This window comes from Kitasatospora albolonga (assembly GCF_039535905.1).
GTDB lineage: Bacteria > Actinomycetota > Actinomycetes > Streptomycetales > Streptomycetaceae > Kitasatospora > Kitasatospora albolonga.
Map to the genome: position 1 here is coordinate 1 of NZ_BAAAYB010000104.1, position 23,037 is coordinate 23,037.

Genomic DNA, 23,037 nt, shown 5'->3' on the forward strand with positions numbered 1-23,037 from the left:
GGTCCACCAGGTGGCTCCCCAGGTCGTACAGGGTGCCGCCGACCTCGGCCGGGTCGGCCAGTTCACGCCAGCCCGGCTTGGGCTTGGGGCGGAAGCGCTCGAAGCGGGACTCGAAGCGGTGCACCCGGCCGAGCGCGCCGGACTCCACGAGGTGACGGGCGGTCAGGAAGTCGCCGTCCCAGCGGCGGTTCTGGAAGACCGAGAGCAGCACGCCGCGCCGTTCGGCGAGCGCGCAGAGCTCGGCCGCCTCGGCGGCGGTGGCGGCCAGCGGCTTGTCCACCACGGTGGGCACGCCGGCGGCGATCGCGGCCCGGGCCAGCGGCACGTGGGTGCGGTTCGGGGAGGCGATCACGACCAGGTCGATCCGCCCGTCGGCGGCCTCGGCGAGGAGTTGCTCGGGGGTGTCGAGGGGGCGGGCGCCCGGGTGCTGCTGCAGCAGCTGGGCACGGCGGTCGGGGTTGGCGGTGACCACCGCGTCCAGCCGCAGACCCGGGGTGGTGGCGATCAGCGGGGCGTGGAAGGCGGAGCCGGCCAGGCCGTAGCCGATCAGGCCGACGCGGAAGGGGGGGAGGGGGAGTGCTGCTCATCCCCCTACCCAACCACGGCGGCGGTGCGGGCCAGCGGTGCCGGGCGGCCGCGCCGCGATGCGGCGGGGCCACCCGGCACCTGGGCCGTCCGGGCGTAGGTCGTCCGGGCGTAGGTCGTCCGGGCCTGGGTCGTCCGGGCCTGGGTCGTCCGGGCTCAGCGGCTCGACTCGACGGTGGCGCGACGGCGGCGGTGCAGGAAGGCGACGGTGCCGCCGGCCAGCAGGAAGGAGGTGCCGACGGCGGTCATCAGGCCGGTGGAGCGGTCGGTGCCGGTCTCGGCCAGCTGGGTCCGGGGCGCGGTGCCGGTGTTGTTGGCGATCACGGGGGCCTCGGCCGGGGCACCGGCGGGGGCGGCGGCCGGGGCTCCGGCGGCGGGGGCCGCAGCCGGGACGGCGTTGTGGTCGTGGTGGGCGGCGGCGTCCGCGGCCGGGGCGACCGCCGGGGCGGCGGCGGGGGCCTTGCCGGTGCCGTCGAAGGTGACGTCCGAGCAGGTGTAGAAGGCCTCCGGGCTGTCCGAGCGCTGCCAGATCGCGTAGACCATCTGACGGCCCGTCTTCCCGGTCGGGATGGTCACCGGGAAGGTGTAGTAGCCGTCCACCACCTGGGGGTCGGTGATGCTCGCGAACGGGGTGGTGTCCAGGTTCGACCAGCTCAGCGCCACGTTGGGGTTGTAGGTGCTGTTGGTCATGAAGAGCTGGAAGGTGCCGCGGTGCGGCGCGGTGGCGCGGAACTTGAAGTTGGTCTTGGCACCGGCGGTGAGGTTGGTGGCCGGCCAGTCGTTGCGGGGGAGGTCGAGGCCGACGAACTCGTTGGCGCCGGCGCTGCACAGGCGGCCGTCCGGGATCAGCTGGCGGTGGCGGCCGGCCGCGTCGCCGATCCGCACGCCGTTCCAGTCGTACATGGCCTGGGTGCCGCCGAACGCGATGGCGGCCTTGCAGGCGGCCGACTTGGGCTGCTCCGGGCCCTCCAGGTAGCAGCCGTAGACCCGGCTGAGCGGGTTCTGCAGGGACCCGTGCGCGGAGGCGGCGCCGGTGCCGAGTACGGTGGACGCGAGCGCGGTGCCGGCCAGGGTGAACACGGCTGCGGTGCGGCGGAATGACATGGGTGGGTGCTCCGTTCAGCAATCAGCGGTGGGGGTCACCGGGTGCGGCGGTGTGGGGCCGCCGCGGTCGGCGATGTGGGGTCGCTGTGGAGACCGTAGCCATGGGGCGTCCGGGAGTTGACGGGCCTTCAGATTGTTAGGAAGCCCTTAAGGCTCCCTTGAGGTCGGCATCAGGACGTGCTCCGAGGGCGGAGCGGGCCGTCCGGTGGGCGGGATCGGCGCCGGGTGAGTGGTCTGGACCGGTCGAGGTCGAAGGTCTGGACCGGATGGTGCCAGAGGTCTGGACCGGCTGAAGCCGGTGGCCCGGGGCGGCCGATGCCGGGGTCTGAACCGGTGGCCTGGACCGGTGGCCTGGACCGGTGGCCTGGACCGGGGGCCTGGACCGGGGGTCCGGCCCGGGCGGGCGGGGACCCCCGGTGGGGCTCAGATCAGGTCGACCAGGTCGGCGATCGAGTCGGCCACCCGGGTCGGGCGGTACGGGAAACGCTCCACCTCGTGGGCCTGGGTCAGGCCGGTGAGGACCAGGAAGGTCGACATGCCGGCCTCCATGCCCGAGACGATGTCGGTGTCCATCCGGTCGCCGATCATCGCGCTGTTCTCGGAGTGGGCGCCGATCGCGTTCAGGCCGGCCCGCATCATCAGCGGGTTGGGCTTGCCGACGAAGTACGGCTCGACGCCGGTGGCCTTGGTGATGAGGGCCGCGACCGCACCCGTGGCGGGGAGGGCGCCCTCGGCGGAGGGACCGGTCTCGTCCGGGTTGGTGGCGATGAACCGGGCGCCGTCGTTGATCAGGCGGACGGCCTTGGTCATGGCCTCGAAGGAGTAGGTCCGGGTCTCGCCGAGGACCACGAAGTCGGGGTCGGTGTCGGTGAGGACGTAGCCCACGTCGTGCATCGCCGTCGTCAGGCCGGCCTCGCCGATGACGTAGGCGGTGCCGTTCGGACGCTGGTCGTCCAGGAACTTGGCGGTGGCCAGCGCCGAGGTCCAGATGTGCTCGGCGGGAACGTCGAGGCCCATCCGGGCCAGCCGGGCGTGCAGGTCCCGCTGGGTGTAGATCGAGTTGTTCGTCAGGACCAGGAACGGCTTCCCGGACTCCCGCAGCCGCTTGATGAAGGCGTCCCGCCCCGGGGATCGGCACGCCCTCGTGGATGAGGACTCCGTCCATGTCGGTGAGCCAGGTCTCGATGGCCTTGCGTTCTGCCACGTAGGTGTCTCCCTAAGGTCTTGCGATGGTCCGGGAAGCGCACGGACCGGACGCCTGTGGCCGGCCGGGCGGTACTGACTGCCCCAACGCCGGCAAGCCTAGTCGGCCCGGGGCCGTAGGGGCAGGTGGGGAGCGGTCGCGGAGGACGGGGTGGGGGCGGGCGGCTGCGGGCCGGGGAGGGGCCAGGCGGTCGAGCCGGCGAGTGGACCCGGTCCCCGGTTCGGCGAACGGTCCGGTTCACGGTTCGGTGAACGGCCCGACGATCGGTTCGGGGGTGTCGGCGGGGGTGTGGTAGCGTTCGGGGTGTTGGAGACGGGTTTGTCGTGAAAGGCAGTGGGTCGTGACGGAGTTGGTGGAGACCGTGGCCGCGTTCGAGGTGCCGGAGTCCTGGCGGGCGGCGCTGGCCGGGGAGTTGGCGAAGCCGTACTTCGCCCAGCTGACGGACTTCGTGGCGGAGCAGCGGGCCGAGCACCAGGTCTTCCCGCCCAGCGGGCAGGAGTTCGCGGCGCTGGCGGCGACCCCGTACGACAAGGTCCGGGTGCTGGTGCTCGGGCAGGACCCGTACCACGACGACAACCAGGCGCACGGGATGAGCTTCTCGGTGCAGCCCGGGATCAAGATCCCGCCGTCGCTGCGGAACATCTACAAGGAGCTGGACGCCGACCTCGGCGTCCCCGCGCCGGACCACGGCTACCTGATGAAGTGGGCCGAGCAGGGCGTCCTGCTGCTGAACGCGGTGCTCACCGTGCGTGCGCACGAGGCCAACTCCCACAAGGGCAAGGGCTGGGAGAAGTTCACCGACGCGGTGATCTCGGCGGTCAGCGCCCGCGAGGAGCCCTGCGTCTTCGTGCTCTGGGGCAACTACGCCAAGAAGAAGCTGCCGCTGATCGACACCACCCGCCACGTGGTGGTGCAGGGCGCCCACCCGTCGCCGCTGTCGGCGAAGCTGTTCCACGGCAGCCGGCCCTTCTCGCAGATCAACGAGGCCCTGGTCGAGTTCGGCGGCGAGCCGATCGACTGGCAGCTGCCGAAGCTCGCGGACCTGGAGGCCTGAGTCCGGCTCCTGGCCTGACGCCTGGTCTGACTCCTGGTCCGGGCCTCAGGGCCCGGTCTCGGGGCCCGGCCTCGGGACCTGAGCGCTGGGTCTCCCCAGACGGACGCCCGTGGTCGGTGCGGCCCTGCTGTGCGAGGCTGGCGGGCGGAACCGATCACGGGTTCGGGCTGGGTGGGGCGAGGCGGGGCAGGGAGGCGGGGCGGGTGCTGCGGCGCTGGTTCGGGGTGGCGGGGGCCTTGCTGGTCCTGACGGGCTGCGGAGCTGCCGGACCGTCAGGGAACGGTGGGACCACGGCTTCGGGGGCGGCGGGTGACGGCCCGGCCCTCGGGCGCTCCGGATGGGCCGGGTGGTTCGGGCGGTCCGAGTGGCTCCGAGTGCTCTGAGTACTGCGAGTGGTCCGGGCGGTGGCCCGAGTGGTGATCCGACGATTCCGAGCATCTCCGCCGCCGATTCGGGGGGCGTGACGCCGGCCCCGACGGGGGACGCGATCGCCGCCGGGGGGTTCTACGTCTCTCCGTTCGGCTCCGCCCAGCGCGCGGCCGGGAAGGCGTCGGGGGCCGAAGCGGCAGCGCTGAGCCGGATCGCCCGGAGCTCGGCGGCGCTCTGGCTCACCGGTGCCGACGCCGGGCAGCTGGCCGAGGTGCAGAGCCGGCGCGCTGCGCTGGAGGGGCGGCTGCCGCTGCTGGTCGCCTACGGCATCCCGAACCGGGACTGCGGCCTGTACTCGGCGGGTGGGGCCGCCGACGGTGCGGCGTACCGGGCGTGGATCGACCGGGTCGCCGCCGGGCTGGCCGACCGGCCGGCCTGGGTGGTGTTGGAGCCGGACGCGGTCGCCCACGCGGTGGACGGCTGCGCCGGGGTGGACGCCGAGCGCTTCGGCCTGCTGGCTTACGCGGTGGGCGAGTTGAAGAAGCACCCGAAGGTACGGGTCTACCTCGACGCCGGTAACGCGGGTTGGGTGCAGGACCGGTCCGCCTTGGCCCGCGCGCTGGAGCGCGCGGGCATCGGTGCGGCGGACGGCTTCGCCCTCAACGTCTCCAACTTCTACTCCACCGAGGAGAGTTACGCCTACGGGCGGGAGGTGTCGGCGGCGCTCGGCGGCAAGCGCTTCGTGATCGACACCAGCCGGAACGGCAAGGGCTCGCCCGGTGGCGGGAGTTGGTGCAACCCGCAGGGGCGGGCCCTCGGGCAGGAACCCACCACCCGGACCGGCCGGGAGGGGCTGGACGCACTGCTCTGGGTGAAGATCCCGGGAGAGTCCGACGGCGACTGCGGCCGGGGCGAGCCCGCGCGGGGGGAGTTCTGGATCTCCTACGCACTGGGACTGGCCGGGGCGGCCTGACACGCGTCGGGGCCGACGCGTCGGGCGGGGCGCGGGGGCTGACGCACGGGGCCGGGCGCGCGTGGCCCGCTCCCGGAAGTCAGAGCAGACGGGGGCCGGTCGCGGCCTGGACCTCCTCGAAGGTGTGGCCGGGGGCGACCTCGACCAGCCGCAGGCCCTCCGGGGTGACGTCGATGACGGCCAGGTCGGTGACGATGCGGTGCACGACTCGCCGTCCGGTGGCGGGAAGTGACAGCTCGTCGACGATCTTCGGTGAGCCGTCCTTGGCCGTGTGCTCCATCACGACGACGACTCGGCGGGCGCCGTGCACCAGGTCCATCGCGCCGCCCATGCCCTTGACCATCTTGCCGGGGATCATCCAGTTGGCCAGGTCGCCTGAGGCGGAGACCTGCATCGCGCCGAGCACCGAGACGTCGATCCGGCCCGCTCGGATCATGCCGAAGGAGACGGCGGAGTCGAAGTAGGCGGCACCGTCGGCGACGGTGACGGTCTCCTTGCCGGCGTTGATCACGTCGGGGTGCTCTTCGCCGGCGACCGGGTACGGGCCGACGCCGAGGATGCCGTTCTCGGAGTGCAGCACCACGTGCACGCCGGGCGGGAGGTGGTCGGGGATCAGGGTGGGGAGTCCGATGCCCAGGTTCACGTACTGACCGTCGCTCAACTCCCGGGCGGCGCGGGCGGCCAGCAGGTGACGGGGGTCGGCGCTGCCGCCGGTCGTGGTCGGTGAGGCGGTGCCGGTCGGCTTGCCGGTGTCGGGCCGTGTGTCGGTGTCGGCCCCTGTGCCGGTGTCGGGCCGTGTGTCTGTGGCGGCGGTCCGTGCGTCGGTGGTGGCCAGCGGGTCGGTGATGGTCATGGTTCAGTGCCCCTGGAAGTCGGTGCGGACGGTACGGACGGTGCGGCGCTCGATCCGGCGGTCGTCCGGGTCCGCGGCGACCACCCGGTCGACGTAGATGCCCGGCAGGTGGACGGCGTCCGGCGGGATGGCACCGGGCTCGACGATCCGGTCGGCCTCGACCAGGGTGATCCGGCCGGCGCCCGCGCAGAGCGGGTTGAAGTTGCGCGCGGTGGCGTGGAAGACGCAGTTGCCGTGGCGGTCCGCGACCTCGGCGCGGACCAGCGCGAAGTCGGTGGTGATGGCCTCCTCCAGCAGGTAGCGGCGGCCGCCGAACTCCCTCGTCTCCTTGGGCGGTGAGGGCCACGGCCACGCCCCCGTCGGGGGCGTACCGCCAGGGCAGCCCGCCCTCCTCGACCTGGGTGCCGATCCCGGCCGGGGTGAAGAAGGCGGGGATGCCCGCTCCGCCGGCCCGCAGACGTTCGGCCAGGGTGCCCTGCGGCGTGAGCTCCACCTCCAGCTCTCCGGCGAGGTACTGGCGGGCGAACTCCTTGTTCTCCCCGACGTAGGAGGAGGTCATCCGTGCGATCCGACCGGCGCGCAGCAGGAGGCCGAGGCCCCAGTCGTCCACGCCGCAGTTGTTGGAGACCACCCGGAGCCCCGTCGTGCCGGCCTCGGCCAGCGCGCCGATCAGGGTGCTGGGGATGCCGCAGAGGCCGAAGCCTCCGACGGCCAGGGCGGCGCCGTCGGGGATGTCCTCGACCGCGAGGGCCGGGGAGTCCAGAACCTTGTCCAAGGTAGTCACCTCATGAGGGGTTGGGAGCCTGCTGCGCTCCCACCTTCACTGCGCGGCCGCGCGGCTTTCCATGGCGGCCGGGGCCATGGGACGGGTGGACGCCATGGGTGTGCGGCACATCCGCCGAGGCGCTTCCGCGCCCGAGGGGTGCGATATGGCGGGCCGTCACACAATCCCGGGGGCTGCTGCGTCGTCCCGTCACATGTCGCCGTGCAGGTGGCGCACCTACGGTTCCGGAATCCACCACCACCGTTGTCGCACCGACAGCCGCCCCTCGCGGGCGCTTCGGGACGGTCGGTCGCACCCCGAGCCGCACAGCCGCAGCGCTCGGATCCACAGCCCCACCCCCCACCGCCGTAGCCCCAGCCGTCAGGAGTCGGACACCATGCGCAAGACCACCCTCAGCACCAGAGCCGCAGTCCGGACGGATCGTCAGGCGGGTAGCCCGGCCGCCTCCGTGGGGGACGGCGGCCGGACGCGGCGGCGGGGGCTGGCCCTCGTCGCGGCCTGCGGGTTGCTCGTGACGTGTGCCGTGGGCTGCGCCAAGGCCGGGACGGCCGGGACCACCTCGGCCGACGGCGGGGCCGGGGCGGCCAAGAGCCCGGTCAAGGTCGGCCTGGTGTACTCCAAGACCGGGCCGCTGGCGGCCTACGGCAAGCAGTACCTGGAGGGCTTCAAGGCCGGTCTGGACTACGCGACCAAGGGCACGGGCGCGGTGGACGGGCACCCGGTCGAGCTGGCCGAGCAGGACGACGCGGGCGACCCGGCCAAGGCGGTCTCGGCGGCCAAGGACCTGATCGGCAAGGGTCACAAGATCCTGGCTGGCTCGACCGCGTCGGGCGTCGCGCTCCAGGTCGGGCCGATCGCTGCGCAGAACAAGGTGCTCTTCATCAGCGGCCCGGCCGCCGCCGACAAGGTCACCGGGCTGAACAAGTACACCTTCCGTTCCGGTCGTCAGTCGTACCAGGACATCCGGACCGCGGCCTCCTTCATCGGTGACGCCAAGGGCAAGAAGGTCGCGGTGCTGGCCCAGGACAACGCCTTCGGCCAGGCCAACGTGGCGGCGGTGAAGGCGGTGCTCGGGGAGCAGGGCGCCGGCGTGGAGGCGGTGCTCGCCCCGCCGAGTGCCACCGACCTCACCCCCTTCGCGACCCAGGCCAAGTCGACCAAGCCCGACCTGCTGTTCGTGGCCTGGGCGGGAGAGACCGCCGCCGCACTCTGGACCTCCCTCAACCAGCAGGACGTCTTCACCTCGACCAAGGTGGTCACCGGGCTCGACCTGGCGGCCTCCTACCCGCTCTTCGGCCCGGCGGCCGAGAAGATCTCCTTCCTGAACCACTACTTCGACGGTGCGGCCGGCACCGAGGTCGAGAAGGCGATGAGCGCCGCCGTCACCAAGGCCGGTGCCAAGCCCGACATCTTCACCCCCGACGGCTTCACGGCGGCCCAGATGGTGGTGCACGCGGTCGAGGCCAACAAGGGCTCGGCCGATGACACCGACGCGCTGGTGAAGGCGTTGGAGGGGTGGAGCTTCGACGGGGTGAAGGGCCGGCTGACCGTCCGGGCCGAGGACCACGCGCTGCTCCAGCCGATGTTCCAGGTGAAGCTGACCGGTGTCGGTGCCTCCGCCAAGCCCTCAGTGGAGAAGACCGTCGGAGCCGACCAGGTGGCGCCTCCGGCCGCCAAGATCGCGGGCTGATCCCGGTGGCGGAACGCGTGGCCGTGACCGCCGCCGAGGCGGTGAGCACGGCGGGAGGACCGGGCACGGGACAGTCGGACGGCGAGCGTCCGGACGGGAACCTGTTGGGCGAAGACCAGCTGGAGCTGCCGGGGAAGGTGCTGCGACTGCGCGGCGTCGGCTGGTCGGTGCGTGGGGTGCCGATCGTCGAGGACGTCTCGTTCGACGTGCGGGAGGGCGAGTTCATCGCCTTCATCGGACCGAACGGAGCCGGCAAGACCTCCCTCTTCAACCTGATCTCCGGCATCTACCCGGCGACCCACGGCTCGATCGAGCTCGACGGTGCGGACATCACCACCGAGTCGGTGCACGGCAGGGCCCGTCGGGGCCTCGGCCGGACCTTCCAGACCTCCTCGTTGTGGACCGGGATGACAGTGGCGGACCATGTCCGGCTCGCGGCCCAGGCGGCGGCCGGGCCGGGGGCCTCGTACCGGATCTGGCGGCGGGCCGGGCGGTACGCCACCCAAGTCGCCGAGACCCTCGAACGGACCGAACTCGCCCACCGCGCCGACGCCTTGGCCGGAGCCCTCTCGCACGGCGAGAAGCGCAAGCTCGAACTGGCGGTGCTGCTGGTCTCCGACCCTCGGCTGATCCTGCTGGACGAGCCGATGGCCGGCGTCAGCGCGGAGGAGGTTCCTGCCCTGACCGCGCTGATCCGCTCGGTGCACCGGGACCTCGGCCGCACCGTACTGATGGTGGAGCACCACATGGACGTCCTGCTCGGCCTGGCCGACCGGCTGGCCGTGATGCACCACGGCACGCTGCTCGCACTCGACACGCCTGCGGCGGTGATGGCCGACGCCACCGTGCAGCAGGCCTACCTGGGGGAGGGGCTGTGACCGACTCCCACGACCCCGCCGCCACGGGTGCTCCTTCCGCCCCTCCTTCTTCCGTTCCTTCCTCCGTGCGCCGGCCCTTCTCGTCCTCCTCCGAGCCCTCCTCCCCGGTCTCTCCGTCCGGGCGAGCCGCCACTGTCGAGCCGCTGCTGACAGTCCGGGACCTGCGCGTGGTGATCGACGGTCTCCACATCCTGCACGGGGTGGACTTCGATGTGGCACCCACCGGCGTCACCGCACTGCTCGGGCGCAACGGTGCGGGGAAGACCACTACGGTCAAGGCGGTCATGGGGCTGGTGCCCCGGGCCGGGAGCCTGCTGTTCGCCGGGACCGAACTCGTCAGGCTGCCGACCCATCTGGTGGTTCGTCAGGGAATCGGCTACGCGCCCGAGGACCGGGGCGTCTTCGCGGGGCTGACCGTCGCCGAGAACCTTCGGCTGGCCGAGCGGGACGGTGCCCCGGCGTACGACCTGGTCCACGAGCTCTTTCCTGAACTGAAGCGACGGGCTGGGCAGTTGGCCGGGACGTTGTCCGGCGGCCAGCAGCAGATGGTGGCGATCGGGCGGACCCTGCTGAACGGCAACCGGTTGATCATCGCCGACGAGCCCACCAAGGGCCTGGCGCCGAAGATCGTGGCTGAGGTGGCTGAGGTGCTGGAGCGGGCCGCCGCGACCGTGCCCGTCCTGCTGGTCGAACAGAACCTCGCCCTGGTCCGCCGCCTGGCTGGCACCTGTGCGGTGCTGGCCGACGGACGCACCGCCCACCAGGGTTCCACCGCCGAGCTGTTGGCCGACGAGGAGGCCGCCCGACGACTGCTCGGAGTCGGGCGCCCGACACCCGCCCGGCCCGCTCCCTCCTCGGCGCCCGGTCGGTCATCCTCCGAGGTGGCCCCGCCGCCGGCCTCGGCGGCGGCCCCCGCTCCTGCTCCTGTCACCACGGAGGTGGCTCCCTGATGGACACCGTCGTCCTCCTCACCTGCACCGGCCTGGGGCTGGGTGCGCTGTACTTCCTGGTGGCCTCCGGTCTCTCACTGATCTTCGGGCTGATGGACGTGCTCAACTTCGCCCACGGGGCGCTGCTCTCGGTCGGTGCGTACGCCACCTGGTGGGCCGGCACCGAGGGCGGGATGAGCTTCTGGTTGGCGGTGGTCTTCGGCACGGTGGTCGGCACGGTCGCGGCCGTGCTGCTGGAGCTGCTGTTGATCCGTCCTCTCTACAGCCGGCCGCGGGACCAGATCCTGGCCACCGTCGGCGTGGGTCTCGCGGTGCCCGCACTGCTGATGGGCATCTGGGGTGCGGATGCCCGGCCCTTCCCCCAACCCGCCGCGCTCTCGGGCACGGTGGGGCTGTTCGGTGCGATCGTCCCGGTCAATCGCTTCGTCCTGCTCGCGGCGGCCGTCCTGGTCCTGGTGGCACTGCGCCTCTTCCTCGGCCGCACCAGGTACGGGCTGGTAGTCCGGGCCGGGGTGGAGGACCGTGCGATGGTCACGGCCCTCGGCATCGACGTCCGCAGGGCGTTCACCCTGGTCTTCGCCATCGGAGGAGCGGCCGCCGCCCTGGGCGGCGCGCTCAGCGGCCTCTACTTCGGCTCCGTCCACCCCGGCCAGGGGACCAGCCTGCTCGTCTTCGCCTTCGTCGTGGTGGTGATGGGCGGCATGGGCTCCGTCACCGGAGCGGCACTGGCCTCCGTCGCGGTCGGTCTCGTCCAGCAGTTCGCCAACTACGCTGCGTCCGCCGGGCTCGGTGCCGCCGGACTCGGCGACCTCTCGGTCGTCGTCCTCCTGGCCGTCCTGCTCCTCGTCCGGCCGCGCGGACTCACCGGGAGGCTCGCGTGAGCACGAACACCTCAACCACGAGCACCAGTGGTACCGCTGACGCCAAGTCTGCTCCCGGTGCCGCGGATCGCACCATCCCTCGAACAGGTGAATCAATCCGCAAGGCCTCGACAGCTCCGGGGAGACGCGCCCTACGCTGGTGGCCGATCGCTCCGCTGATCCTGTTCCTTGTCGCCCCATACAGTGTGCTTCCCGTTCCGGGGCTCCTCGACGGCCCGCTCGGCAGCCCCGGAAGTCTTCAACTGATAGCCCTGTGCCTGGTCTACGGGGCCCTGGCCACCGGCTACGACCTCCTGCTCGGCCGCACCGGTCTGCTCTCCTTCGGCCACGCCCTCTACTTCGCCGCCGGTCTGTACGGGACCGACCTCGGCATGCTGGAGCTCCAACTCCCCTTCGCCGCCGCCGCGCTGTTCGGTGTCGGGTGCAGCGTCAGCCTGGCGCTGCTGCTCGGCTCGGTCAGCCTCCGGGTGACCGGCATCGGCTTCTCGATGGTGACCCTCGCGTTCGCCCAGGCCGGCTCGATCCTGGTCCAGCGCAATCCCGGCGGGGTCACCGGAGGAGAGGAGGGCCGGGCCGCCCCGGTCGAGCTCCTCCCCGACGCCCTGGTCGGGATCGAGAACACCGCCAACCTCTACTGGATAGCCCTCGGGTACCTGGTGCTCACGCTCGCGGTGGTGCACTGGACCGTCAACTCCCCGACCGGACGGGTCTGGGAGGGCATCAAGGAGAACGAACGCCGGGTCGAGGTGCTCGGCCTGCGACCCTACGGCTTCAAGCTGGTCGCCTTCGTCATCGCCGGCGGCCTGGCGGGGCTGGGCGGAGTGGTCTACCTGCTGCTCACCGGAGGGGCCACCCCGCAGGCCGCCAGTTCCGACGCCACGCTCGCCCTGCTGGTCATGGTGGTGCTCGGCGGATCCGGCAGCCGATGGGGCCCGTTGCTCGGTGGCGTCCTCTACACCTGGGCGGGGCACCGTCTCGGCGACCTGGCCAACTCCTCCGCCATCGCCGACCTTCCGGCGGTGCTCCGGGTGCCGCTCTCGCAACCGCTCTTCCTGCTCGGTGCCCTGTTCGTCGCCGTGGTCTACCTGCTGCCCGGCGGCCTCGCCAGGCTGCCCGCCCGGATCCGCACCGCCCGCGCCGGGACCTCCCGGCGGGACACTCCCCGTGCGGGCTCCATCGAGGTCGGGGCCACCACCCCGGCCCGCTCCCCGGAAGGTGACCCCGCATGAGCTCCGATCCCACCGACCGCGCCCGACCGGCCGTCCAGGCAGGCTCCGACGGCCCGGACGGGCCCGCCCGGGGCCTCGGCCGGACCGGTGCGGCCGCAGACGAGCCGGCCCTCCACCAGGACCTCGCGGGGCGGCGAGAGTCGGCGGACCTCGCACCCGAGGAGCTGACCGTCCCCGTGCCGGGCGGTGAACTGACGCTCCTCCGCTGGCCGGCCACCGACCCGGCAGCAGGACCCGACGCTCCGACCGTGCTGGCGGTGCACGGAATCACGGCCAACGCCCTCGCCTGGAGCGAGGTGGCACGCCAACTCGCGGGCCGGGCCACCCTGGTGGCACCTGATCTGCGGGGCCGGGCCGGCAGCCGCACGGTCGCCGGGCCGTACGGCCTGGCCAGGCACGCCGACGACCTAGCCGTGCTGGCCGGCGTCCTCGGGCTCGGCCGGGTGCGGTTGGTGGGCCACTCGATGGGCGCCTGGGTCAGCGCCCTGGCCGCGGTCCGCCACCCCGAACTGGTGGACTCCCTGGTGCTGGTGGACGGGGCGGTCAGCTTCCCGCTGCCGCCCGGGGTGAGCGAGGACGACGCGCTGGCCGCCGTACTCGGTCCGGCTCTGGCGCGGCTGGACATGACCTTTGAGAGCCGGGACGCGTACCGGGCGTTCTGGCAGCGGCACCCCGCCTTCGCCGGGGAGTGGCGTGCGGCGCTGGACGAGTACACCCAGCGCGACCTGGTCGGCGAGGAGCCCGAACTGCGCTCCTCCTGCGTACCGGAGGCCGTCCACCAGGACGGGCGGGAGGTCCTGCTGGACAAGGACGCGGCCACCGCGATCCACCGGCTGACCTGCCGGGCCGAACTGCTCTGGGCGGAGCGCGGCCTGATGAACGAGCCGCAGGGCCTGTACGACGCCGCCCGGATCGAGCACGCGGGGCTGGACCGTGAGCGGGTCACCGCGACGGCCGTCCCGGACACCAACCACTACACGATCATCGGCGGCCCGGACGGTGCGGCCCGGATCGTCCGCAGCCTGGTCGCGGGCTGACGGTGCGTCGGTGCGGTACCGGCGCCGTCGCGGACGACGTCGGTACCGCACCGGTCAGGGCACGCGTCGCTCGGGACCAGCCGGGCAGGACAAGCGGCTGCCCGGCCAGCCCGGCCAGCCCGGCCAGCCCGGCCGGTCAGGATCGCCGGTCAGGATGAGGGTCCGCTACGAGCCGGTCAGGACGAGGGGGTCCCGAGGAAGGCCCCCCAGCCGCCGTCGGGCGCCTTGCCGACCCCCAGGGTGCGCAGCTTCCGCAGCGTGGACTGGTCCTGCACCTCCAGCCAGTCGACCAACTGACGGAACGACACCAGTCGGACGCCGGGCTTGCCCGCGATCGTCTTCATGGTCTCCTCCACCGCGTCCATGTAGATGCCCCCGTTCCACTGCTCGAAGTGGTTCCCGATGAAGAGCGGCGCCCGATTGCCGTTGTAGGCCCGGTCGAACCCGGCCAGGTAGGCGTCCCTGGCCTGGGTCCGCCACTCGCCGTACTTCGAGGGGTCGCCCTTGGTGCTGCCGCCGGACTGGTTGGCGAGGATGTTGTAGTCCATCGAGAGCACCTGGAACCCGTGCCCGGGGAAGGGGACGGACTGCAGCGGGAAGTCCCAGATCTTGCCGTCCTGCACCTTCTGCGGCCAGATCTGCAGCCCGCCCGGTGAACTGGCGTCGTACTTCCAGCCCATCTTGACCGCGGTGGGCAGCAGCGCCTTCTGCCCCTCCAAGCACGGGGTCCGGGCCCCGATCAGCTCCTTCCGGTAGTCGAAGGGGAGCGGATCGACGTCCGTGAAGCCGGTGTTGGTGCGCCACTGGGTCACGAAGGAGATCGCCTGGTCGATCTCGCTCTGCCAGTCCTCGGGGGTCCACTTGTTGACACCGTTGCCGTCCGAGCGGGTGGAGCAGAAGTGCCCGTTGAAGTGGGTGCCGATCTCGTGGCCGGCCGTCCACGCCTGGCTGATGAGCTTGAGGGTGCTCTTCACCGCGCCGTCGGAGAGGAAGGGGATGTCGGAGGCACCGACGGAGTGCTTCGGCGGGTGGTAGAGGTTCGCCTTCTCCTTCGGGAGGGCGTAGATCCCGGAGAGGAAGAAGGTCATGGTGGCCTTGTACTGCTCGGCCAGCTTCAGGAAGCGCGGGAACTGGCCGTCCTCGGTGCCGCCCGCGCCGTCCCAGGAGAAGACCACGAACTGCGGAGGCTGCTCACCGGGCTTGAGCTTCTCCGGCTTCGGCTGGTTGGGCTGGGCGCCCGTGTCCACGTTGGAACCGTCCCCGATCGGGGTGCCCTTGACGGTGGGCTTGGCCGAAGTGCCGCTCGAGGAGCCGCCGTCCGGGCTCGCACTGCCGCTCCCACCGGTGCCGCCCGAGCTGCTCCCGCCGCTACTGCCGCAAGCTGCCACCGCGCCGAGCGCGGCGGTTGCGGCGGTGGCACTGAGCACGGTCCTGCGCGAGATGCTGCCCATGGTCTCCCCAGCCGTAGTGCATCCGATCGTCCGACAGGAAAAATCGGATATTGATGGATATATCTGCGCCAGCATGTCACGAGGTGGGGTGGGTACTGCAACGCCCCTTGTGCTGCTCATCACGCAGTACAAGGGGCGTCGGGCTCCGGGGCGGGAGCTTTGTTGCAGTCTTGGGACAGAGCGTCAGATCGGCGCCGCGCCAAAAGGGTCGGTGCGGACGGGCTTGGTGCGTTGACGCGTCCGGCGGTGGCCGCGCGGCCGGGTCAGGTGAGTGCGAGCTCGCGCCGGCGGCGGCGGACGAGGCGGGCGACGGTGGTGCTTATCGCGGTGGCCGCGAAACAGGAGACCGCCAGGCTCAGCCAGTCGGTGTTGAACCAGTGGCTGTTCAGCCAGCCCAGGCTGACGATGTAGCTGGCCCAGACCAGGGCCGCCAGTGCGGAGAGGCGCAGGAACCGGCGACTGGAGTCGGCGGAGTGACCCACCGCCAGGTCGAGGATGGTCCGCCCGGCGGGGACGAAGCGGGCGACGATCACCAGGAGCGCCGCGGTCCGGCCGGTCTGACCGGTCAGGTACTGCTGCAGCCGCGCGACGCTGGCGGCCAGTTCGGGCCGGTGGTCGAGACGGCGCTGCACGGCGGGCGATCCGCGACGGGCCAGATTGAGCAGCACCAGGTCGCCGAGGAAGGAGGCGATGGCCACGCCGGCCGCCAGCAACAGCGGGGCACCGTCCATCTCCGAGGTGTTGAGCACCGCGAGGATCACCAGCGTGCCGCTGGGGATGAAGGGGAGGAAGGCGTCACCGAGTACGGCGAAGAGCGCGAGTGCGCAGATCCATACCGGTCCTACTACCGCTGCGGCATCCAAGGCGAAGCTCCCTGTCCAGTCGCCTGGAGGGGCGTCCAGGTGGCTACGGAGTCAACGCTAGCGGGTAGACGTTTCATGTCCTGAAGCACCCCCTTGTGTCACGTGCCACAGGGTCGCCCCCGGAGTCGCCGCGAGGTGCCTCGCGGCCCGGACGGGGCTGCGGCCGACCTGACGTTGTGCCAGTGGGTGGGGCGCGCCCGGAATGGCGCAAGCCCCTGAGGCGGGGTGCCGCTCCAGGGGCTCGCGGGGGTCCAGCGGGACTGGTCCAGTCCGCCGACCTTGCAGGTGGGGTGCGGTGGGTGATTCCCCTCCGTCACTGATCGGTAGCCTGCCGCATTCGCCCGGTGCGGCGCGAGTCCTGCGCCTGGCGACTTCCGGCGGTGGCGGCAAGCCGCCAAGGCGGAACGGTCCCCGCCGGATCATCGGCTCGCGGGCGATCGCGGAAGGCCTTTCCCGCACCGGTTCGTCGGCGCACGGAGCAGCTGGACTGTGTCAGCTCGCCCGCCGCAGTCCGTGGGCTCACCAGGCACGTTCCGCCCGGTCCGTCACATCGATCCGCGAGAGGGAACAGACTGAGCTCGAGGCCGGTTGTCTGAGCCCGAACCACGGCGGTGCCAGGAGCACCAGGACGTCAGCACGAGGAGACCGGCATGACCTTCGAGGACGAGCAGCGGACCGACCCGTCGGACAGCGCAACGGCCACCGGGCCCGTTGTCGACACCGCCGCCGATCCCGTCCGCGGGATCGCGCGGGGCAGTGCCCCGGCCCCGCTCTCCGTCCTCGACCTGGCCACCATCGGCAGCGGATACTCCCCGGGCCAGGCCCTCGCCACCACCACCGCGCTGGCCCAGCAGGCGGAGCGGCTGGGCTACCACCGCTTCTGGGTGGCCGAGCACCACGGAATGCCCGGAGTCGCCAGCTCCACCCCCGCCGTCCTGCTCGCCCACCTCGGGGCGCACACCTCCACCCTCCGCCTCGGCTCCGGAGGGGTGATGCTGCCGAACCACGCCCCGCTCTCCGTCGCCGAGCAGTTCGGCATGCTGGAGGCGCTCCACCCGGGCCGGATCGACCTCGGCCTCGGTCGGGCCCCGGGCACCGACATGGCCACCGCCAGGGCGCTGCGGCGCGGCACCGAGGAGGGCCCGGACGACTTCCCGCACCAGCTCTCCGAGTTGACGCACTTCCTGGACGGCGACTTCCCCACCGGCCACCCCTACGCCAGGCTCACCGCCGTCCCGCGCGGCGACGCCCGCCCGCCGGTCTGGCTGCTCGGCTCCTCCGGATTCAGTGCCCAACTGGCCGGCCGCCTCGGCCTCCCGTTCGCCTTCGCCCACCACTTCAGCGCGGCCAACACGGTGCCCGCGCTCGACCTCTACCGCAGCTCCTTCCGTCCGTCGTCGGTGCTCGACGAGCCCTACGCGCTGATCGGGGTCAACGCGGTGGCGGCGGAGGAGCCCGGCCAGGCCCTGCGGCTGGCCCGCTCCTCCGGGCTGGCCATGCTCCGGCTCCGCAAGGGAACCCCCGGCCTGATCCCCTCCCCGGAGGAGGCCGAGGCGTACCCCTACTCCGCGGCCGAGGAGGACTTCCTGGACGGCTGGCTCGCCAACCTGGTCGTCGGCGGGCCGGGCGAGGTCGCCGACGGTCTGGAACAACTGCGCAAGCGGACCGGTGCCGACGAGCTGATGGTGACCTCCCACATCCACGGCCACGAGAACCGGCTCAACTCCTACCGGCTCATCGCCGAGGCGTACGGGCTCACCGGCTGACGGCTGACCGTTGGCCGGCTGACGGATGCTCAGGTCGGATGGACCGCTGGCAAGGGGGTTCGTCGAGGTCCACCCGGTGGTCCGGGCGGGCAGGTGCGGGCACGGGCAGGCTCGGCGTCAGGCGGTGCGGGCACGGTCCTCGCGCAGTATGGCGGCGACCCGCTCGGCCTCGCCGGGGCGGGCGAAGTACCAGCCCTGGGCGGTGTCGCACCCGGTGATGCGTAGGCGCTCGGCCTGGGAGGCGTTCTCGATGCCCTCGGCGGTCACGGTGAGGCCGAGGGCGTGGGCCAGCTGCACCATCGCCCCGACGATCTGCTCGTCCGCGTCGGTGCGGCGGGAGCGGTTGTCCGGGCGGCCGCCCGGGCCCGGCTCACGGAAGCCCGCGATGAAGCTGCCGTCCAGCTTGAGGACGTGCACCGGCAGTCGGGAGAGGTAGGCGAGGTTGGAGTAGCCGGTGCCGAAGTCGTCGATCGCGATCCGCACGCCCATGTCGGCGAGTGCCTGGAGGGCCTGGACCGGGCGGCCGCCGGGGCCCAGCACCGCGCTCTCGGTGATCTCCAGCTGGAGCAGGCGGGCCGGCAGGCCGGTGGTCTCCAGCGCCTTGGCGACGTCGGCCACCACGTCCGAGTCCCAGATCTGACGGGCCGCCAGATTGACGCTGACGAAGGTCTCGGTGTCGGGGAACTCGGTGAGCCAGCGCTTGGCCTGGCGGCACGACTCCTCCAGCACCCACTTCCCGAGCGGCACGATCGCGCCGGACTCCTCGGCCAGCGGGATGAAGCGGTCCGGGGAGATGGTGCCGTACCGGGGGTGGCGCCAGCGGACCAAGGCCTCGGCGCCGTGCACCGTCCCGTCGGCCAGCCCGACCAGCGGCTGGTACTCGACGGCGAACTCGCCCCGCTCCAGCGCCGGCCGCAGCGCGGTGGCCAGCCGCTGCCGGCTCAGTTGGTAGGCGCCCCGGGCCGGGTCGTAGAGCGTCCAGCGGGCCCGGCCGTCCGACTTCGACCAGTACAGCGTCGCGTCGGCGTCCTTGAGCAGGTCGGTCGGGGTGGTCTCGCGGACTTGACGCTCCACCACGCCGACGCTCGCGGTCACCGCCAACTGCTGGCCCGCCACGTCGAAGGGCTCCTCCAGCGTCTTGATCAGGTCCGCTGCGAGTGCGGTGAGCTGTTCGCTCCCTGCGCTGTCGCAGACCAGGACGGCGAACTCGTCGCCGCCGAGCCGGGCCACCAGCCGCCCCTCGCCCCGGGCGAAGCCGCGTTCCAGACGGGCGGCCACCGCAACCAGGAGCTCGTCCCCGATGTGGTGGCCGAGCGTCTCGTTGATCGCGGCGAAGCCGTCCAGGTCGACGTAGCAGAGGCCGACCCGCCGCCCCGGCCCGCCGCCGACAGCTCCCGCAGGCCCTGCCGCCACGGCCGCTCCAGCGACCTCCGCCGCCACGGCCGCTCCCGCAGCGCCGACCCCGGCCCCGGACACGGCGCTCGTTACTGACACAGCGCTGGTCACGGGCACTGCCCCGGTCACGGCAGCGGGTGCGACGGCGGCTGCCGCCGAGTCGAAGGCCGCGTTCAGCCGCTCGAAGAACAGGGACCGGTTCGGCAGCCTGGTCAGCGGGTCGTGCAGGGCTTGGTAGGCGAGCTGGTCGCCGAGGAGCCGCTGCTCGGTGACGTCCTCGACCATGGCCAGGGTGTACAGCGGTTCGCCGGAGCCGTTGCGGATCAGCGAGATGGTGACGTTGCTCCAGACCACCCGGCCGTCGCGGTGCTTGAGCTGCTTCTCCACCCGGAGCCGGTCGCGCTCGCCCCGGACCAGCTCCAGGTAGAGACGGCGCGGGGTGTCCTCGGGGTCGATGATCTGGTGGATGTGCGTGTCCACCAGCTCGGGCGCCTCGTACCCGATCATGGCGGCGAAGGCCGGGTTGGCCTCGATGATCAGGTCGTCCGGGCCGACCAGGGCCATCCCGATCCCGGCGTCGGCGAAGGCGGCCCTGAAACGGGACTCGCTGGCCTGGAGGGCGTCGAGCAGTGCGCCGGGGTGCCGGCCCTCACGGCTCAGGGGCGTGGAGCAGACCGGACAACGGCGGTCGGCCCCCTCGTTCCGACCCGGCACGGCATGCTCCCGTCCGCTGCTGACGCTGATCGCACGGCCGGCGCCTCGGTCGACGCTGGGTGGAGAGCATCGGGCCGGGAGCGCGGCACTGCCGTGATCATAGGACGCGCGAAGTTGCGATGACGACCGCCGCGAGGGTGATTCGCCGGGGTTTCGGGACGAGAGAGCTGGTGGACGACGGCGCCCCCGGAACGCACCGTGAGGTGCACTCCGGGGGCGCGTGCGCCGTAGCGCGCTACCAGTTGACGACCCGGCAGGTGGTCGGTGTGCGAAGCGGCAGGCGGAGGTCGGACGGCTGGAAGCCCCGAACGGGACCCGGGCCCAGGGCGGGACCCGTCACGGGGCAGCACGGATCCCGCGTTGAGGCGACCCCGTCGTGCCAGGCGATCCTGCGCTCAGACGACGCCCGCGCTCAGACGACGCTCGCGCTCAGGCGAGGCTCGCGGTCAGGGTGATGGTGGTACCGGTCAGGGCCTGGCTCACCGGGCAGTTGGCCTTGGCGTCCTCGGCGGCCTTCACGAAGCCGGCCTCGTCGAGCCCGGGCACCTCGCCGACCACGGTCAGGTGGATGCCGGTGATGCCGGTGCCCGGCTGGAAGGTGACGTCCGCCTGGGTGTCGAGCTTGGTGGGCGGGGTGCCGGCGCCGGTCAGGCCGTGCGAGAGGGCCATCGAGAAGCAGGCGGAGTGGGCGGCGGCGATGAGCTCCTCGGGGCTGGTCTTGCCGTTCGCCTCCTCCGCGCGGGACGGCCAGGAGACGGGGTAGGTGCCGATGCCGGAGGAGGCGAAGGTGGTCTCGCCCTTGCCGTCGACCAGGTTGCCTTCCCAGGCGGTGCGCGCGGTGCGGGTGGTTGCCATGTCAGGTCCTCCATGTGCTGTGGGACTGGTGGTCCGTCAGTTCCGGTCGGTGCGCGCCCAGCCTACGGCGCGCCCGGGCGCCGGTCCGGCAAAGCGGCGGACCCGGCCCGGGTGTGTCCGGATGCCGGACGTCCGGTCGAACGGCCGGGCCCCGGCGGCGCTCTCCCTGTTAGATTGCAAGGCCCAGCCAGCCGACCCCGGAGAGCAACCCCGATGACGGACCTTCCCCTGAACTCCGCCGCAGTTCCCGCAGGTTCCGCGGCTGCCGCCGGTTCCACGGCCGCCACCGGCGCGGCGGCGGACGGCAACGGTGAGGTCTCCGAGGCGGTCCGCGCCGAGCTGGTCGCCCTGCGCGAGAGCATCGACAACATCGACGCCGCAGTTGTCCACATGCTGGCCGAGCGCTTCAAGGCCACCCAGCGGGTCGGCAAGCTGAAGGCCGAGCACCGGCTGCCCCCCGCCGACCCGGCCCGGGAGCGGGCCCAGATCACCCGGCTGCGCGAACTCGCCGAGAGCGCCCACCTCGACCCGGTCTTCGCCGAGAAGTTCCTGAACTTCATCATCGCCGAGGTGATCCGCCACCACGAGGCCATCGCCGGGGAGCCGCAGGCCCGCTGACCGGCCCGGACGCCGTCCGGGAGTTGCCCAGGACGGGCGGTCGGCCCGGCCGCCGGTACGGAACCGTGCCCGCCCTCGGCCCGTCTCCGTAGGGGAGTCCTGGGAGGATTTGCCGTCAACGGCGGCTAAATGTCTGATTTCGCGACAGTTCAGGTGCGGCGTTAGCGTGCTGTTCTCCCCGGACCCTCCGGAAAGGCAGACCGACGATGGCCAGCAGTCAGCACCCGTCGCCTGCCCGCATCACTTTCGCTCTCCCTCCGCAGGCGGCCTGATCAGTGACGATTCCTCAACCCGGCCCGGCAATGGCGCCCGGCCCGGTGACCGACTCCATCCCACCGGGCGACCCCGAGCAGTCGGAGAAGTCCGACCGGCCCGGCCGGTTCCGTGGCCGACGGCGGCTGCCGTGGTGGGCGGAGTTCCCGGCGATGATCGTGCTCGGGCTGGTCATCGCCCTGGGCATCAAGACCTGCCTGTTCCAGGTGTTCTCGATCCCTTCCGGTTCGATGGAGAACACCCTGCGGGTCGGTGACCGGGTGGCGGTCAACAAGCTGGCCCCGCTCCTGGGCTGGGAGCCGAAGGCGGGCGAGCCGGTGGTCTTCAAGGACCCGGGCGGCTGGCTGCCCAAGCCGGTGGCGAGCGGTGGCACCTTCTCCGGCGCGGTAGGCGGCGTGCTGAGCTTCGTCGGTCTGCTGCCGCCGAAGGACGACAACTACCTGGTCAAGCGGGTGATCGCGACCGGCGGCGAGACCGTCGCCTGCAACGGCACCACCCTCACCGTCAACGGCAAGCGGGTCTCCGAGCCGTACCTCTATCCCGGGGACGACTCCTGCGCCGGGATGAACTTCGGTCCGATCACGGTCCCGAAGGGCTACGTCTGGGTCGAGGGCGACCACCGCAGCGACTCCGCCGACTCCCGCTACCACCAGGGCGGCCCGGACGGCGGCGCGGTGCCGGTCGGCAACGTGGTCGGTCCGGCCACGGCCGTGGTCTGGCCGCTCGGCCACGTGGACTGGTTCGGCTGGGCGGGCAGGTAACGGCCGCCAAAAACGGGCAGGAGCGCCTGCCAGCAGGTGCCGGCAGGTGCAGGCGGGCGCGCCCGGTGGGTGCGCGGCGGGCCGACGGCGCGTCAGCCCTGGTCGGACTGCCGCCGCACCATCTCGGCGATCCAGACCGGGGCGAACGGAGAGGTGCAGCCGGGGGAGGTCGGGTAGTCCTTGAGCACCTCCAGGCGCTCGCCGATCCCGACCGCGCGCTCGCGGTGCTCGGGATGCTCGATCCCGATCCGGGCCAGGCAGTGGTTCATCGCCCACTGCAGGCGGTCCGGCGCGTCCTTCATCCGGGCCTCGATGACGTCGAGCAGACCGGCCAGGTCGAGGCCCTCGGGACTCCGCGCGACCCGGTCGGCGGTCAGCTCCCATCCAGCGGAGGCGACGACCGGGTCCGGGTCGGCCGACCAGGACACCCGCAGCTCCTCGGCGTACGGGCTCTTCTTCACCACGTTGCCGATCAGCCAGTCCTGGACCTTCGGCGTCCGTGCCTCACGCAGCATCAGGTCGAGCTGCTCCCGTCCGAAGGCCTTCGGACGGCAGATCAGCAGCGCCAGCAGCCGGGCGGCGCCGTCGCCCGTGGCCCATAGCCGGACGGCGAGTTCCTGCTGCGTCTTCAGCCGCTTGGCGACGGCACGCAGCTTGCCCAGGTTCACGCCGTGGTCGTCACCGTGGCGCTCGTTGACCTGACGTGCCTTCGGATCCTCGAGGTCGGCCAGCTCCGCCATGACCCGGGCC

Annotated in this window: 19 protein-coding genes and 2 pseudogenes; 11 read left to right on the plus strand and 10 right to left on the minus strand. The window is 72.3% G+C overall.

Going from position 1 to position 23,037, the window contains the following annotated elements:
* The 3 genes and pseudogenes from ABD946_RS26725 to ABD946_RS26735 form a co-directional block, all read right to left on the minus strand.
* On the minus strand, positions 1-550 hold a 550-nt coding region (locus ABD946_RS26725), incomplete at its 3' end, for a Gfo/Idh/MocA family oxidoreductase (RefSeq protein WP_345287837.1).
* 191 nt (positions 551-741) lie between these two features.
* On the minus strand, positions 742-1,689 hold the full coding sequence (locus tag ABD946_RS26730; protein WP_345287806.1) for a lytic polysaccharide monooxygenase auxiliary activity family 9 protein: 948 nt from the start codon (positions 1,687-1,689) through the stop codon (positions 742-744).
* A 423-nt stretch (positions 1,690-2,112) separates the two neighbouring features.
* Positions 2,113-2,893 (minus strand): annotated as a pseudogene (locus tag ABD946_RS26735) (HAD-IIA family hydrolase).
* A 340-nt stretch (positions 2,894-3,233) separates the two neighbouring features.
* Between ABD946_RS26735 and ABD946_RS26740 the strand changes: the two are divergent.
* Both ABD946_RS26740 and ABD946_RS26745 read left to right on the plus strand, forming a co-directional pair.
* Positions 3,234-3,947, plus strand: a complete 714-nt coding sequence (locus tag ABD946_RS26740) for a uracil-DNA glycosylase (protein WP_345287808.1) — start codon at positions 3,234-3,236, stop codon at positions 3,945-3,947.
* 460 nt (positions 3,948-4,407) lie between these two features.
* Positions 4,408-5,289 (plus strand): glycoside hydrolase family 6 protein, encoded by an 882-nt coding sequence (locus tag ABD946_RS26745; RefSeq protein WP_345287810.1) that lies wholly within the window; start codon positions 4,408-4,410, stop codon positions 5,287-5,289.
* Between the two features lie 79 nt (positions 5,290-5,368).
* On the opposite strand, the gene ABD946_RS26750 is transcribed toward ABD946_RS26745, so the two are convergent.
* Positions 5,369-6,142: a 3-oxoacid CoA-transferase subunit B gene (locus ABD946_RS26750; RefSeq protein ID WP_345287812.1), complete on the minus strand. Its 774-nt coding sequence runs from the start codon at positions 6,140-6,142 to the stop codon at positions 5,369-5,371.
* A gap of 3 nt (positions 6,143-6,145) precedes the next feature.
* Positions 6,146-6,917 (minus strand): annotated as a pseudogene (locus ABD946_RS26755) (CoA transferase subunit A).
* A 385-nt stretch (positions 6,918-7,302) separates the two neighbouring features.
* On the opposite strand from ABD946_RS26755, the gene ABD946_RS26760 reads away from it, so the two are divergent.
* The 6 genes from ABD946_RS26760 to ABD946_RS26785 all read left to right on the plus strand — a co-directional run bounded on the left by ABD946_RS26760 (position 7,303) and on the right by ABD946_RS26785 (position 13,591).
* Complete coding sequence (locus ABD946_RS26760; RefSeq protein ID WP_345287813.1) at positions 7,303-8,616, plus strand: substrate-binding domain-containing protein; 1,314 nt, start codon at positions 7,303-7,305, stop codon at positions 8,614-8,616.
* Between the two features lie 101 nt (positions 8,617-8,717).
* Positions 8,718-9,494: an ABC transporter ATP-binding protein gene (locus ABD946_RS26765; RefSeq protein ID WP_345287839.1), complete on the plus strand. Its 777-nt coding sequence runs from the start codon at positions 8,718-8,720 to the stop codon at positions 9,492-9,494.
* Between the two features lie 167 nt (positions 9,495-9,661).
* Entirely contained in the window at positions 9,662-10,444 is a 783-nt protein-coding gene (locus ABD946_RS26770) for an ABC transporter ATP-binding protein (RefSeq protein WP_345287815.1), read from the plus strand.
* Entirely contained in the window at positions 10,444-11,325 is an 882-nt protein-coding gene (locus tag ABD946_RS26775; protein WP_345287816.1) for a branched-chain amino acid ABC transporter permease, read from the plus strand. Before ABD946_RS26770 ends, ABD946_RS26775 begins: the two co-directional genes overlap by 1 nt.
* 74 nt (positions 11,326-11,399) lie before the next feature.
* Positions 11,400-12,554, plus strand: coding sequence for a branched-chain amino acid ABC transporter permease (locus ABD946_RS26780; RefSeq protein WP_380149642.1), 1,155 nt, complete (start codon positions 11,400-11,402; stop codon positions 12,552-12,554).
* Positions 12,551-13,591, plus strand: a complete 1,041-nt coding sequence (locus tag ABD946_RS26785; RefSeq protein WP_345287818.1) for an alpha/beta fold hydrolase — start codon at positions 12,551-12,553, stop codon at positions 13,589-13,591. Before ABD946_RS26780 ends, ABD946_RS26785 begins: the two co-directional genes overlap by 4 nt.
* A gap of 176 nt (positions 13,592-13,767) precedes the next feature.
* Here the strand turns inward: ABD946_RS26785 and ABD946_RS26790 are convergent, their stop codons facing one another.
* Entirely contained in the window at positions 13,768-15,042 is a 1,275-nt protein-coding gene (locus ABD946_RS26790; protein WP_345287820.1) for a polysaccharide deacetylase family protein, read from the minus strand.
* 263 nt (positions 15,043-15,305) lie between these two features.
* Positions 15,306-15,905 (minus strand): DedA family protein, encoded by a 600-nt coding sequence (locus tag ABD946_RS26795; protein ID WP_345287822.1) that lies wholly within the window; start codon positions 15,903-15,905, stop codon positions 15,306-15,308.
* A gap of 650 nt (positions 15,906-16,555) precedes the next feature.
* Between ABD946_RS26795 and ABD946_RS26800 the strand changes: the two genes are divergently transcribed.
* Positions 16,556-17,671, plus strand: coding sequence for an LLM class flavin-dependent oxidoreductase (locus ABD946_RS26800; protein WP_345287824.1), 1,116 nt, complete (start codon positions 16,556-16,558; stop codon positions 17,669-17,671).
* Between the two features lie 117 nt (positions 17,672-17,788).
* Here the strand turns inward: ABD946_RS26800 and ABD946_RS26805 are convergent, their stop codons facing one another.
* The gene (locus ABD946_RS26805) at positions 17,789-19,780 is read right to left on the minus strand and encodes a putative bifunctional diguanylate cyclase/phosphodiesterase (RefSeq protein ID WP_345287826.1); all 1,992 of its coding nucleotides are present in this window, start codon (positions 19,778-19,780) and stop codon (positions 17,789-17,791) included.
* Between the two features lie 429 nt (positions 19,781-20,209).
* Positions 20,210-20,635, minus strand: a complete 426-nt coding sequence (locus ABD946_RS26810) for an OsmC family protein (RefSeq protein ID WP_345287827.1) — start codon at positions 20,633-20,635, stop codon at positions 20,210-20,212.
* A gap of 213 nt (positions 20,636-20,848) precedes the next feature.
* Here ABD946_RS26810 and ABD946_RS26815 point away from each other — a divergent pair, with 213 nt between their 5' ends.
* Positions 20,849-21,253 (plus strand): chorismate mutase, encoded by a 405-nt coding sequence (locus tag ABD946_RS26815; protein WP_345287829.1) that lies wholly within the window; start codon positions 20,849-20,851, stop codon positions 21,251-21,253.
* A gap of 317 nt (positions 21,254-21,570) precedes the next feature.
* The gene (gene lepB / locus ABD946_RS26820; protein WP_345287831.1) at positions 21,571-22,287 is read left to right on the plus strand and encodes a signal peptidase I; all 717 of its coding nucleotides are present in this window, start codon (positions 21,571-21,573) and stop codon (positions 22,285-22,287) included.
* Between the two features lie 92 nt (positions 22,288-22,379).
* On the opposite strand, the gene ABD946_RS26825 is transcribed toward lepB, so the two are convergent.
* A complete protein-coding gene (locus tag ABD946_RS26825; RefSeq protein ID WP_345287843.1) occupies positions 22,380-23,027 on the minus strand; it encodes a DNA alkylation repair protein in 648 nt (215 codons plus the stop codon).
* Positions 23,028-23,037 lie beyond the last annotated feature (10 nt).